General features: G+C 33.8%; 11 protein-coding genes. 10 read left to right on the top strand and 1 reads right to left on the bottom strand.

The window, feature by feature from the left end; translation table 11 throughout:
* Positions 1-284 precede the first annotated feature (284 nt).
* The 9 genes from ABW636_RS14410 (at position 285) to ABW636_RS14370 (ending at position 12,578) form a co-directional block, all read left to right on the top strand.
* Positions 285-761, top strand: coding sequence for a glycine-rich domain-containing protein (locus ABW636_RS14410; protein WP_367590766.1), 477 nt, complete (start codon positions 285-287; stop codon positions 759-761).
* Positions 761-1,678 carry a hypothetical protein gene (locus ABW636_RS14405; protein ID WP_367590765.1) on the top strand — a complete coding sequence of 306 codons (918 nt, stop codon included), beginning with the start codon at positions 761-763 and terminating at the stop codon, positions 1,676-1,678. The genes ABW636_RS14410 and ABW636_RS14405 overlap by 1 nt, the downstream gene beginning before the upstream one ends.
* Before the next feature lie 13 nt (positions 1,679-1,691).
* Positions 1,692-4,061, top strand: coding sequence for a TonB-dependent receptor (locus ABW636_RS14400; RefSeq protein ID WP_367590764.1), 2,370 nt, complete (start codon positions 1,692-1,694; stop codon positions 4,059-4,061).
* 28 nt (positions 4,062-4,089) lie between these two features.
* Entirely contained in the window at positions 4,090-5,301 is a 1,212-nt protein-coding gene (locus ABW636_RS14395; protein ID WP_367590763.1) for a DUF4374 domain-containing protein, read from the top strand.
* Entirely contained in the window at positions 5,301-6,002 is a 702-nt protein-coding gene (locus ABW636_RS14390) for an ABC transporter ATP-binding protein (protein WP_367590762.1), read from the top strand. The genes ABW636_RS14395 and ABW636_RS14390 overlap by 1 nt, the downstream gene beginning before the upstream one ends.
* Before the next feature lie 50 nt (positions 6,003-6,052).
* Positions 6,053-7,489: an ABC transporter permease gene (locus ABW636_RS14385; protein WP_367590761.1), complete on the top strand. Its 1,437-nt coding sequence runs from the start codon at positions 6,053-6,055 to the stop codon at positions 7,487-7,489.
* Positions 7,482-8,918 (top strand): DUF3526 domain-containing protein, encoded by a 1,437-nt coding sequence (locus tag ABW636_RS14380; protein ID WP_367590760.1) that lies wholly within the window; start codon positions 7,482-7,484, stop codon positions 8,916-8,918. Before ABW636_RS14385 ends, ABW636_RS14380 begins: the two co-directional genes overlap by 8 nt.
* Positions 8,919-9,000: 82 nt before the next feature.
* Entirely contained in the window at positions 9,001-11,217 is a 2,217-nt protein-coding gene (locus ABW636_RS14375) for a DUF5916 domain-containing protein (RefSeq protein WP_367590759.1), read from the top strand.
* 2 nt (positions 11,218-11,219) lie between these two features.
* Positions 11,220-12,578 (top strand): MATE family efflux transporter, encoded by a 1,359-nt coding sequence (locus tag ABW636_RS14370; RefSeq protein ID WP_367590758.1) that lies wholly within the window; start codon positions 11,220-11,222, stop codon positions 12,576-12,578.
* A gap of 18 nt (positions 12,579-12,596) precedes the next feature.
* Here ABW636_RS14370 and ABW636_RS14365 read toward each other — a convergent pair whose 3' ends face one another.
* On the bottom strand, positions 12,597-13,211 hold the full coding sequence (locus tag ABW636_RS14365) for a class I SAM-dependent methyltransferase (RefSeq protein WP_367590757.1): 615 nt from the start codon (positions 13,209-13,211) through the stop codon (positions 12,597-12,599).
* A gap of 193 nt (positions 13,212-13,404) precedes the next feature.
* Here ABW636_RS14365 and ABW636_RS14360 point away from each other — a divergent pair, with 193 nt between their 5' ends.
* Entirely contained in the window at positions 13,405-13,782 is a 378-nt protein-coding gene (locus ABW636_RS14360) for a Fur family transcriptional regulator (RefSeq protein ID WP_367590756.1), read from the top strand.
* Positions 13,783-14,017: the final 235 nt, after the last annotated feature.

Here is a 14,017-nt window from a genome sequence, read left to right as displayed (position 1 = left end):
ACATTATTGCATTTGTAAAAAAAAGCATATAATTGCACCTCTGTTGCAATAGTAAGGCTAAAGCTGACCGCCTAAAAAAATGTTGGCATATGTTTAATCATTTTAAATTTTTTCATCATGCAAAAAGAAATCTTAATTGCTCAAATCATTGAAGAAAGAGTAACAAAATCATCTCTTGGAACTCACTGCAGCAACTGTGGACATTGTTCATCAACGCTGTAACATTGCTTTTGTTTGGTGGCATGATAAACCTCATGCCACCAAACCACAAAATATTTTAGATCATGCAGTTAGATAAAAAACAACTTACCCAACTACTACAGTTTAAAGATGAAAACATAATTTCTCGATTTTCTGACATGTACCAAATTGAAGAGGAAGAAATCAATGATATATTGCAAGAAACATTAAAGTTTCTTTATATCAGTCAAATTCCTGGGGTATTTATCCCCGATGAACTTTTAGTATTAGATGAAATGTGGCATAATCTAATATTGTTTACTCCATTATACCATCAACTAAGTGAACAATATTTAAATGCTGATTATTTTCATCATATTCCAGCCTCTAAGAAAGAAAAAGAGGTCAGAACTCTTAAGATGCAAAATGATCCCAAAACTGCAAAAGAGGAGTATGCAAAAAAACTAGAGTTTTTATTAACGGTGATCTACGAGCATCTAGGAGAAGAAACAGTTATCAAATGGTTTAGAGATTATCCAAAAAAATACAGCAAAGAGCGGTTGAAACTAATACGTAAGTAATGAGTATTTTCCCAAAAAGAACTATTCCAAAAAGTACGGTAACTATACATTGGAACTTTAATATAGCCCACCTCAATGAAGTACATATCTTTCCTTGGGTGCGAATTGGAGTAAAAGACCCTAATGGAAAAATAACCATGTTATTTGAAAACAATGTATTGGGGCTTCCTAACAGTAACCAAAAAGTCGATGTAAATGGAAAACCTGTTTTACAGTTTTTAAATAAAAACATTCCACTTTTGGTCATCGCAGAATACTTACAGGGACAAGCTAGTAAAGAAAAGTTAGTCGAAATACTTCAAAACATACAATCAGGAAGACACTATTATTTTACATACCATGTCCCAGAAGATGCACCTATAGGAAAATACACCTTGGTATCAGAAATACATAGTAATGGAAATGTTCGACTCTCTAAAACCCGAAATGATGATTTCTTTTTTGTAGAAAAAATAAGCCTTAAAAAATGTGATCGCACCACCCAGAAAGCGATTGTTTATAATCACTCTGAAGAAAAAACACCTGTAAAAATTGTAAGCTATTATAAAGACGACCAAAACAAAACCCAAATCAAAATTCGAGTATTTGAAATGCTTCCTCAAGCAAATACAGAAATTGCCTTATTGTCTGCAAATGATTATCTACTATACAATGAAGAGCGAGAGGCGATTCCGTTGACTACCGTTTCTAACAATTATATCATCAGAAATCAAGAAATACTTCAGTTGATTAAAACCAACGGGCAATCATTTCTTATAAAGAAAGACAATGATGAGGCTTATGAATTAAAAGATGAGACTAAGAATCTCTGGAACAAAGCAGATGGGTTACTTCCTTTTGATACACTCAATCCAGAAGAAACTGAACAGTTTAAGGAATTACATAAAGAAGGAGTATTAAAAAAAATAAAAATATAGCAGCACATTGATTATGGGTATTACCAAAGAGCATATTATTTTATTATTGCTATTTCCTTTGACAGGATTTTGTCAACAAGGGAAAATTTTTGGTATTGTAACAGACTCTTCTAATACACCGCTGGCCGGAACCCATATATACAATAAAAATACATCACAGAGTACCATTAGTGATAATGAGGGAATGTTTGAGTTAAAAAACCTGCCTTTGCAGCCTCAAAAAATACAGATCAGCTATACTGGGTTTTCTTCAAAAACCATAACAGTTTCATTATCTGCCAAAGTTCAAACTAAAAAAGTAAAAATATCATTATCAGAAAATACAGAAATGCTTAACGAAGTCATTCTAAATAGCAATTCTGATGCTAAAAAACTCAAAGAATCTTCACAGATAGTCTCTCTTATTAAAGCCAATGATTTTAAACACCGATCTATTGCCACAAAAGACCTATTGGGAGTCGCTTCTGGTGTTCAAATAAGAGAAAGCGGGGGTATAGGAAACAACGCAGAAATTTCTATACAAGGGCTTACTGGGAAACAAGTAAAGTTATTCTTAGATGGAATCCCTCTTGAATTTCTTTTTCCGGTTCAGGAATTTGGAATAGGCCCTTCTTTGGCCATGTTACCAATTCAAACCATCAAACAAATTGAGGTATACAAAGGCACCGTTCCTGTACATCTGGGGTCAGATGCTCTGGGAGGAAGCATCCATATTATTTCTAAGTCAGAACAATTTGATTTTATAGAGGGTACCCAAGGATTCAGCTCTTTTAATACCTGGCAAACCACCATAAGCGGAAGAAAAGTACTTAAAAATAATTGGTCTATTGGAGTCAATGGATTTTATACCGATACAGATAATAACTATGAGATAAATAATGTGCAGGTGATTAACGAAAATGGTAATCCAGAGTTTATAAACAGCAATAAGTTTCATGATGCTTTCAGCAGCTACTCGGTTCAGGCAAACATAAATACCAGTAGTAAAAAATGGGCTGATTATTCGAGTCTTAAGTTTGTTCTTGCAGGGTTTGATGACGAAATTCAGCATAACTTCGAAATGCGACAACCTTATGGAGAAGCAACAAATAGTGCCTCCTCATTAAGTACAATTTTTGATTATCGTAAAAAAGAACTCTTCAAAAACTTAAACCTAGAAACACAATGGTCTTATAACTTTTTAACTTCCAAATTTAGGGACACCTCATTAAACATATATGATTGGACAGGTAATATTGTAGGACAACGGGTTTCTGGAGGAGAGATTACCACTTCTGGAAATGATCTTACCTATCGGGCAAATACCTATAGTGGTCGATTTTTGCTAGAGTATAATCCAAAGGAAAACACACAGGTATATCTAAATACAACTTCTTCTTTTTTTCATAGAACCGGCAAAGACCCTGTCGCTAATGCTTATTATCAGCAAGACTTTTTTCAAACTCCTACAGAAGTTATTAAAAACGTTGTAGGAATAGGAGTATCAAAAAAAGTTTTAAACGAAAAGTTACATAGCAACAGCTCTGTGAAATGGTATTATTATGATGCCAGTGGGCCTAATGTAGGTAATTCAGATATTACTCAACAGGAAACTAACGATGCCGCTTTTGGAGTGGGTCAAAGTTTTTCTTTTAAAGTATCTAATTCCTGGTTATTGAAAGCCTCTTACGAATACGCTACCCGATTGCCGGATAGAACAGAGAGCCTGGGGGATTTTAGATTTGGTATCGCATCAAACCTAAACCTAAGTCCAGAGAGAAGTCATAATGCTAATCTGGAAATTAACCTAACCAAAAAAAGATGGAATTTAAGCCTAAATGGTTTTTTAAGATCTGTTTCGAATATTATCATTTTACAGCCAGTTCCTCCTCCTGTTTTACCTAGTTATGAAAATTTACTTAAAGCTAGGATTTTAGGTGCCGAAGGTAGCTTATCATATAGTCCTATTCGTGCTATAACTATAAGGAGTAGTCTCACGTATCAACAAAGTACGGATCGATCTGAAAAAGATAAGGCAGGAGTTTCTAGCAATCGATATTTTGAAGAACAACTTCCTAATCGCCCTACTCTCTTTGGCAATGGAGAAATAAATTCTAAGCATAAAAATATATTACATAAAGAAGACTCTCTAAGCTTTTGGTGGCGTACCAACTATGTGAAAACATTTTTTAGGTACTGGGAAATAGACGGTCGAGAAGAAGATAAATTAAAAATCCCAACACAATGGCTTCACCAGATAGGGATGTCGTATACAGATCAAAATAAACATTATACATTCAGTCTGGAAACACATAATCTTTTTGACACAGAAGCCTACGATAATTTTGGAGTACAAAAACCCGGAAGATCATTACATCTTAAAATCAGAACTTATTTCAATTAAAAACTTTCACACAATTAAAACCATAGTCATGTTAAAAGTAATTAAAAAACCCCATACACTAATCATCTTATTGGCAGTTATCGTCACTGCTCATTTAACTTCTTGTAATAATGATGATGATACTAACCCTGTTACTAATACAACCACTCCTATAGATGATCCTGTTGCAGAAATCAACTACGGACTTGCAATGGTATCGGGATCGGGAAACACTGTTTCTACCTATGTGCAAGGATTAAAAGATCTTGGCGCCACCGAAATAAATAATTCGAACGGAACAGAAATTGGTCAATTTGCTGCTATTTACACAGAAGGAAGCTCTTTATTTACCGCTGGATTTGGAGCACCTGCTACCATGCAAAAATTTGTTTTCAATGACGAAGGCATTACTACTTTAGATCAATCTATTGTAGTTCCCGGTGCCAATTCTTTCTCTACTGTCGAAATTGTTAGTCCTACACAAGGGTACGCTACTGTAGGAGGCGGATTGGCCCGAGTTGTTATTTTTAATCCTACCACCATGAAAATCACTGGAGAAATAGATATCTCTGATGCTGGAGAAGGATTGTTTTACTCTGATATTCTGGTAAGAGATAGTCATATGTTTATTGCACTTAATGATTTTGGTGGTGCAGCACAAGCAAGCTTAGCCGTGATCGATCTGTCTGAAAATAAATTAGACAAAATTATAACTGATGAACGTACATCAACTCTTTTCAACACGCTGACATCAGAAATATTGACTTTAGCAGATAATGGAGATATTTATGTACAAGCAACAGGTTTATATACAGATAAGCCAGGAGGAATCCTTCGTATAAAAAAGGATCAAACCGATTTTGATACCGAATACTTTTTTGATCTTGCCGCGACAGTTGGCAAAACTTGCTTCGGGCTTTATCATTTTGGTGATGGTCAAAGCTTCACTCTTACCTCTGATGATGATGCAAACTTTTTTGGTACCGATGGTGCAAATCCGGTTTTTTCATACCACAAACTTAACTTGAGTACCAAAGAAAGTCTTGGTGTTTTATCAGAAAGTTTACCCAAAACATTTGCCGCTTCTAGAACTGCATTTATGATGCAAATAAGTGATACAGAAATACTATTTCCGATCGCAGGAACAGACTTAGACGCTATCTATAGCTATAACCCAGCTACGGGAGAAACATCACAAAAATCAAAAAGCTCCAGTGGCTATATTACAGGCATTGTAGCATTAACAAAACAAAACGACTAATGTTACAAGCAATTGATTTAACCAAAAAATATGGGGATTTTACAGCTGTAAAATCCCTGAACCTTTCTATCGATCCGGGGCAAATTTTTTGCCTTTTGGGAGCAAATGGAGCAGGAAAATCTACAACCATTAATCTATTCTTGAACTTTATTGGTGCAACTAAGGGAAAAGCATTAGTTGGTAATATGGATGTAAAATCCAACCCACAAAAAACAAAAGGACTGATTTCTTACATTCCAGAAAATTTAATGCTCTATAAAAGTCTAACTGGGTTAGAAAACCTTAGTTTCTTTTGCGGTTTGTCAAGAAGCCCATTGAACAAAGATGAATTGGAACATATCTTACTTAAATCTGGTTTACAACCCGATTTTATAAATAAACGAGTTCATAGTTATTCTAAAGGAATGCGGCAAAAAGTAGGGATCGCATTGGCAAGAGCACGTAATTCAAAAATTCTTTTATTAGATGAACCCACCTCTGGTCTGGATCCTAAGGCCAGTAATGAGTTTTCTGAACTGTTATTAGAGATGAAAGAAAAAGGAGTAACCATACTTATGGCGACCCACGATCTGTTTAGGGCAAAAGATACAGGTACTCATATTGGAATTATGAAAGAAGGACAATTATTAGAAAAGTTTGATACCGGCTCTGTAAGTTTTATGGATCTAGAAAGCCTTTATTTAAAACATATGAAAAACTAACTTTTATCAATTGTATTCACTCCTAAAAGTCATTATCAACTTTTTTAAAAATGAAAGTTTTAACATTACTTATTAAAAAAGAAATTAAAATAGCCTTACGACAACGCTTGATAAGGATCATGGCTATAATTATCGTACTATTATTAAGTACAGCATTATGGGCTGGATACATTACTTATAACCAACAACAAGAAAATGTTGAACTAGCACAGGAGCAAAGAAGAATCGAGTGGTTGCATCAAATAGATAAAAACCCGCATACAGCCGCTCATTACGGCACCTTTGTTTTTAAACCTAAAACGCTTTTAAGTCTATTCGATTTTGGACTAGATACCTTTACAGGAACTTCTAAATATCTGGAGGCTCATTACCAACATGAATTTATGTTTAGACCTGCTCAAGAATATAGTAGTACTATTCGTTTTGGGCAGCTTAGTGCTGCATTGGTTTTTCAACTTCTTATACCTTTGTTAGTTATTTTTTTATCCTTTAATTCTTTTACATCAGAAAGAGAAAACGGAACCTTACGTTTATTAATGAGTCAGCATATTTCCTATGGCACTATTGCAACGGGAAAGATTGCTGCTATTTTACTAATTCTATTCTCACTGCTTGTCCCACTTTTTACCGTGGCTCTTATTTTTTCTAACAGCTATATAAATGCAAATGTTATCCAAGACTTGTCGTTTCGTATTCTTTTATTACTTGTTTTGTATGCATTGTACATTGTTATTTTTGTTTCTCTTTCGGTTTGGGTTTCTATGCTTTCAAAAACGGGACGTAATTCATTACTCATACTATTATCCATTTGGGTGTTTTTTGCTGTTATTGTTCCTAAAACTGCTACTGGTCTAGGAACACAATTAACTCCGTTACCATCCTTAAAAATTTTTAGAAACACCATCGCAGATGATATTAAAAACGGATTAGAAGGAGATCTCTCTGCTTCTGAAAGAAGAAAAGAATTAGAAAAAACCTATTTAAAAAAATACCAAAAAGATTCCTTACATCAACTTCCTATAAATTTTTTAGGAATTAGTTTACAAGCCGGCGAAGATTATGCTGCAAAGGTATACGATCATCATTGGCAAAAGCTTGAACAAACTATAGAAAAACAAAATGCCATAAGTAGTTGGGCCAGTTTTATTAGTCCTTATATCGCCATAAGAAATTTATCAATGGCACTTACCTCGACAGATGTAAACGCCTACTTTCATTTTCATAAACATACTGAAGTATATAGAAGAAACCTGGTTAAAAAAATGAATATGGATTTGGCTAAAAACTCAAGAAACGGAGAATTCTTTGAGTATAAAGCTAATCAAAATTTATGGAAGACTATTGCTCCCTTTGCATACACGACAACATCTGTTAACCGTGTAATTGCATCTTATTTTATAGAAATCGTTGCAATTTTTACATGGATTATACTATTGCTATTCGCAATTTATAGTTATTCAAAAAAAATCAAAGCTAGTTATGTTTAGTGTTTTCAAGATTATCATAAAAAATGAGTGGCTTCATTTTATCAGAAATAAGTTTCAGATAGGTTTATTGGTTGGGGTCTTGATTTTAGGAGTAGCAGCTGTATTTAACGGAATATTGTTGGTGAATTCGCAAAAGGAAACTATTGCAGAAATTTCGAAAATAGAATCTAAAGAATTTCAAGAGTATGAAGATGCATTCAAAAATGAAATAACCAATCAAGAACAAAAAAGGCATTATACAAATGCTACCAACCCTGCTTTTGCCTGGCACCGTCACACATATAATGCAATTTTTCCTATACATGATTATGCATCTTTGTCTATTGGGCAATTAGATCTTAATCCCTTTTATTTTAGACTTACGGGTATGAGTCTCTATTATCAAATTTTTGAGAATGATATTGCCAATCCGTTAAAACTGTTTGTAGGAAACTTTGACCTATCTTTTATCATTATTTACCTTTTTCCATTACTTATTATAACTTTTACTTATAGTCTCTATGCCCAGGAAAAAGAACAAGGAATTTTACCAATGCTTAAACTTCAAACCTTGGGAGTTGATAGAATCGTTATATCTCAATGGGCTTTTTATTTTATTCTTATTACAGGATTGGCTTTAGGGGTTACCCTATTAGGGTTGTTGTGCAGTGGTAATATCTTAAAAGCAGATAATCAATATCCTGTTTTTATATGGCTTGTGGGAGTATTTATGTATTGTTCATTTTGGTTTGGAGTGATGTTATTGATCATAGGGCTAAAAATGAGTTCGGCTTTTAATGCTATTATGAGTTTGGGTATTTGGTTGGTATTATTAATTGTTATTCCGGCTGTTTTAAACATATGGGTGACGATTCAATATCCTATTGATAATACTCCTCTTGCAGCCATTTCCAGAAGAAATAGTATGGATAACGAAAATGATCCTAATGAAGCACATCAAATTATTCAGGATTTTTTCAGGCAAGCCCCTCGTTACTACAGACCTAAAGACTCTGTTTCTAATAACTTGGCTGCAAAGGCATATGCAGGGTTAACATCTTTGCAAGATATTCATAATACGCTTCATGTAACTACTTACAGACACCAGGTGCGACAAAGGGATTTATGGACAAAAAAAATGAATTGGATCAGTCCGGCAATAAATATTCAAGAGTTGTTTAATCAAGTAGGACATACCGATGTTAGTTCGTATCAACATTTTCAACAATCAATTAAAATATTTCATGATCAAATCACTGCATTTTATTTCAAAAAACTGTTTTGGGATAAAAAAATTCAACAAAGTGATTACAAAAACCGCCCTGTATTTCAGTTGGTAGAAGGAAAAACCCTAAGATTCTATGCACTAATAGATTTAGGAAAAATAGTAGGTGCTTTTTTCCTATTCGCAACTATAGGATGGCTTCTCTTAAAAAGAAAAAATACTTAAAAAAAGAAACGGTATGAACTTATTTTAATCCAAACATTCATCAAAAAACTAACATTTATTTCTTAATTAAAACTACTATTTAGTGAACTTTACTTTGCATAAAATATGGTATATTCTTCTGGTTTTCTGTTGGTCTATAACAGGTATAATTGCACAAACCAATGATTTTTCACCACCAGAACATTCTTTAATTATCCAAGCTAAAAAAGCTTCAGAAGAAATTAAGATAGATGGAAAACTTATTGAAAGTGATTGGCAACAAGCCCGTGTGACAAAAGATTTTTTTAGAAGAGAGCCCAGACAAGGAGGAGCCTACAAATACGAGACAGAAGTAAAAGTTCTATTTGACGAAAAAAACATTTATTTTGGAGTCTTTTGTAAAGACTCCTTAGGAAAAAAAGGAATTAGGGTTCAAAATCTTCAGCGCGATTTTGATGAAAGAGAAAACGATGTTTTTGCAATTCAAATAGATGCGCAAAACCTGAAACAATACAGTGTTTCATTTCAAACTACGCCTTTTGGAAACCAAAAAGACCTACAAGATTTTAATGATAGAAGTCGTGATGCTAACTGGAACGCTCTTTGGACTGTAAGAACACAACGAACACCAGAGGGATATTATGCAGAGTTTGCGATACCATTTAAAGCTCTTCGCTATGAAAAACCAAAAAATGGAGAAGAAATCACTTGGGGTATTACCATGAGTCGTCTTGCCAGAAGAGATTATGAACAAACTGTTTTTCCTCCTATACCACAAGCGGCGAGTCAATATCGAATGACCTATGCGGCTCAGTTAAAAGGTTTAGAATTACCAAATGCAGGTATTAATCTAAGGATAGAACCCTATATGTTATCCAAATATACCCGAAATGAGTCTATAGACCAAACAACATCTGACCATGATCCAAAAACAGGATTAGATATAAAATGGGCTTTTAACCCCAGATCTGTACTTGACCTTACAGTTAATACAGATTTTGCACAGGCCGATGTCGACCTTACAGTTAACAACCTGGAACGTTTTAACCTTTTTTTTCCTGAAAGAAGGTCATTTTTTTTAGAAAACTCGGGGATTTGGGCAGGAAGTTCTAGTAGATCAGTACTTCCTTTTTTTAGTAGAAAAATTGGATTACAAGGAAATTTTAATGCAATACCAGTTCCTATAGATGTAGGTGCTAGATTTACAGATCGCAATGAAAAGCGAACTCTGGGAGCCTTATACATTCGACAAAGAGAAACAGACAATAGTGCTGCTGCCAATTTTGGAGTGTTACGCTATACCCAAAACTTTGGTAAAGAAAACAATATTGGCATTATGTATAATCATCGACTCGATGAACCCAATACTACAATCGATACACAACAAAACAATAACTCTACAGTTACTGTAGATGGTTTTATGAGGTTTGATGATACCTGGTCTCTTTCATACTTATTGTCGGGTACTTATGATGAAAATCAAGATAAAAAAGGAATTGCAGGAAGTCTTCTTGCAGCGTATCGAAGTAGTCATATGTATTGGGGCTGGTCTACAGATTTTGTAAGTAAGGATTATCTACCGGGTACTGGGTTTGTTTTTCAAAATAACGCTGTTCATCATGATCCTGGTGGGTATTTTATCATTCGGCCAAAAAAAATCAAATGGATACGACGTTGGGACCCTGGTCTTTTTATTAACTATTATCATGATTATGAAAACCCTGAGAACTTTCAGCAAGCAAACCTATATTTATTTCCTGTGTATGTTTTTTTTAGTGATAATAGTTTTTTGGAATATTCAGTTATCCCTACCTGGCAAAATGTAAATTTTGATTTTAGTCCTTTAGGGATTCCAATAGAACAGCAACAATATTTTTACAATCGACAAACAATTCGGTATCGTAGTGATCAGTCAAAAAAACTATCAATTTCTTCTTCCCTGTCTTGGGGAGGGTTTTACAATGGAAATCGTACCATCATAAAATCAGGAATCCGCTATGCTCCCATCCCACATATTTCTATTGGTACAGATTATGAATACAACGCATTACAAGACTTAGGTATCTCAAAAGAAGATAAAGACACTCATATATATACCGCAAACTCTCGCTTAGCCATTTCACCACAACTACAACTTACAGGGTCTTACCAATACAACTCGTTTAGTAAACAAGGGTTTTGGAATGCACGATTTAGTTGGGAATATGCTCCATTGTCTTTTCTTTATTTGGTTTTTAATGAAACTCGATCTACCGATGATCTAGATCCAACCAATAACCAACAGTTAATCGGAAAACTTACTTTTTTAAAGCAATTTTAGAAATGTCCAAAATAGATTTACAAAATACTCCTTTAAAACAGTTGGTACTAAAGTTATCCATTCCAAGTATAATGGGTATGATGGTAGTAAGTCTTAATACACTAATTGATGCTTTTTATATAAGTCATTTTGAGAGTCAGGAAGCTTTTGCCGCTATATCTATTTTATTTCCATTTACATTAATTATAAATAGTATTACCGTATGTATTGCTTCCGGAAGTGCTTCACTGCTTAGTCGTTCGCTAGGATCTAAAGATCTAAATACTCAAAAAAAAATTCTTCCAAATATTAGAAGTATATCAATAGTAAGTGCTTTTATTTTGTTCATAGTCTGTCAATTATTTGCTGAAGAATTAGTTGATAGTTTAGGGGCAAAAGATACCGTAGCACTTTATGCGATATCCTATTTAAAAGTTTATAGTACTGGATTTTTCTTTTCGATCTTTGGATTAGCTGCAAATGGTTTGATACGAGCAGAAGGTCATATAAAAGAAGCCATGCGCTATACCATGTTGTCGGTGATTATAAATGTAGTATGTACCCCTATTCTTATGGAGGTTCTAAAATTAGGCATTGTCGGGGCGGCCCTAAGTAGTGTTCTTGCCATGGGTGTTTATGCTATTGCTACTTCGCTTTACTTACTTTCTAAAAAGTCACAATTTCCCTCAGGAAAATTTTTTCAGTTCAATATAAATAAACCCATCCTTTGGGAAATCTTAAAAATAGGTTTTTCTTCAAGTTTGATACAACTATCGAATACTGTAAAGTACTTCTTTTTATTTCAGGTTTTGACCACATTGGGAACTGTTACCGATATTACTTTATTTAGTGGAGTACTACGTGTATTTACTTTTATGGCCATTCCTATACTGGGCTTTTTACAACCATTGCAACCCATTGTAGGTGTAAATTATGGAGCAAAGAACTATGATAAAATACATAAAGCATTTGCTTTATTCACAAAAGGCGGAATTGTTTTTGCAATAGTTTTATTAATTCCTGTTCTTTTTTTTACCGAGTGGATGTTAAAAATTGTCGTAAACCAGACCATCCCAGATATAGCCACCCTATGGAAGATTCGTGTTGTATTTTTGGTTTTACTTATTTTACCGATTGGTTCTAGTGCGATTATTCTATTTCAATCATTAGGAAAAGCAAAAGAAGCTAGTATACTTCCTTTATTGCGTCCAATCGTGTTATTTTTGCCTTTGTTGTGGGTTTTTAAACATTTTTATGGGATAGATGGATTATACTATGTCCTTATTGCAGAAAACACCCTTTACGCAATATTTGCCTGGCGATTGGTTCTAAGTGTAAAAAAGAAAATAAAATTACCTATTCTGAAATCTAAAATAGCCTAAGTAATACCCATTTGATGGTTATTGTTTTCTGGCAACAATATGAAATACATGCCAAAATTTTGAAGTTCCAGAAATGGTTTTTCCTTCGGCAGCTACTTCTTTTTTAACAATAATCGAAAAGTTTTCTAAAAGTTCAGAAACTTGAGTATTAGAATGAAACGTCATATGTGACATTTCTTTTGTATTCCAACTATCTTTGGGTCCAAAAAAATGTCCACAAAAAATTGCTTTAGAAGGTAATGCCTCTACAATTGCCTGCCACAATGACTCAAAGTTTGTTGGAGCACAAAACGGAAGACTAAAACTAGCATTAACCAATTGGGCTTCTGGCAATTTAGTAATCTGGTTAAAATCTAATAAACAAGTCTTCAGATGTTTCTTTAGATCATTTGGTACCGAGTTTGATAAGTGTTCCAATCCATCTATTTCTTTATCTATGGCAGTGACCTTCCAGCCAGCTTCTAATAGTGCAAAGGTATCAATGCCAGTACCACACCCCAGGTCCAATGCATTCTTAACTACAAAATCATTTGAGCCTATTGATACAATATCAAGTGCCTTCTGTAATGTTGCAGCTGGTGAATGTTCATTTTTGAGAAAAGAGACGTAGTGATTTTTCCAGGTAGTTGCCATAATTTATTTGCTATAAAATTTTGATAGTAAACATAGTTTTGGTCTTTATTTATTACACATCATCATAAATAAATGTTGCTTAACAAGTCACTATAAAACCTTAAAAAGACAATAACAAGTATTCTTTGTATCTTTAGAACATGAGTTAATTGCAACTTTACTGCAATAATAACAAATTATTTCATTTTCAACTATGAAAAAAAGAAGGAATACCCAAAAACAGGAATTGGTACTGGAAATTTTGGCAAACGCATCTCACACTATGTCTGCCGAAACGATTTTGGAAGCAATGCCTATTAAGATAAATAAAACCACTATCTATAGAATATTAGAGCGATTTACAGAAAGTGGAAAAGTTCATTTTGTTACCGGAGATGATGGTAGAGCGTATTATGCGCTTTGCAAACAGTGTTCTTCAGAACATGACTTACATAATCATATTCATTTTCAGTGTAAATATTGTAATCAAATAGCATGTTTGCCTTATACCATTAATGTTCCCGAATTAGAGAATTATGAAGTGCAGGAAACCCAATTTCTGTTAATAGGAAAATGTAAAGAATGTATCTAACATCATGGTATCTTAAATCTATGATATTCTTTGTCTGTTGATTGTTCTTTACTATTATAAAAATACAATTGGATGCATAAAGTTTAACGCATCCCCTCAAAAGAATTATTTTTTAGGGTTACCCATATAAGTCTCAAATTATTGTAAATGAGTATGTTATTTTGTAAATTGTATGTAAATACACAAAAGATGAAGATATTAAAATCACTTGACAGGCAGGTGTTTACAGATCGAT

The organism is Aquimarina discodermiae (assembly GCF_040786235.1).
Lineage (GTDB): Bacteria > Bacteroidota > Bacteroidia > Flavobacteriales > Flavobacteriaceae > Aquimarina.
The sequence above is the reverse complement of the archived record's forward strand: the minus strand, read 5'-3'. Positions and strand labels throughout refer to the sequence as shown.

What these genes read in the sequence shown, in the direction of transcription:
- ABW636_RS14395 (WP_367590763.1), top strand. Translation starts at nt 4,090, where the DNA reads ATGTTAAAAGTAATTAAAAAACCCCATACACTAATCATCTTATTGGCA.
- ABW636_RS14365 (WP_367590757.1), bottom strand. Translation starts at nt 13,211, where the DNA reads ATGGCAACTACCTGGAAAAATCACTACGTCTCTTTTCTCAAAAATGAA.
- ABW636_RS14390 (WP_367590762.1), top strand. Translation starts at nt 5,301, where the DNA reads ATGTTACAAGCAATTGATTTAACCAAAAAATATGGGGATTTTACAGCT.
- ABW636_RS14400 (WP_367590764.1), top strand. Translation starts at nt 1,692, where the DNA reads ATGGGTATTACCAAAGAGCATATTATTTTATTATTGCTATTTCCTTTG.
- ABW636_RS14405 (WP_367590765.1), top strand. Translation starts at nt 761, where the DNA reads ATGAGTATTTTCCCAAAAAGAACTATTCCAAAAAGTACGGTAACTATA.
- ABW636_RS14360 (WP_367590756.1), top strand. Translation starts at nt 13,405, where the DNA reads ATGAAAAAAAGAAGGAATACCCAAAAACAGGAATTGGTACTGGAAATT.
- ABW636_RS14370 (WP_367590758.1), top strand. Translation starts at nt 11,220, where the DNA reads ATGTCCAAAATAGATTTACAAAATACTCCTTTAAAACAGTTGGTACTA.
- ABW636_RS14385 (WP_367590761.1), top strand. Translation starts at nt 6,053, where the DNA reads ATGAAAGTTTTAACATTACTTATTAAAAAAGAAATTAAAATAGCCTTA.
- ABW636_RS14410 (WP_367590766.1), top strand. Translation starts at nt 285, where the DNA reads ATGCAGTTAGATAAAAAACAACTTACCCAACTACTACAGTTTAAAGAT.
- ABW636_RS14380 (WP_367590760.1), top strand. Translation starts at nt 7,482, where the DNA reads ATGTTTAGTGTTTTCAAGATTATCATAAAAAATGAGTGGCTTCATTTT.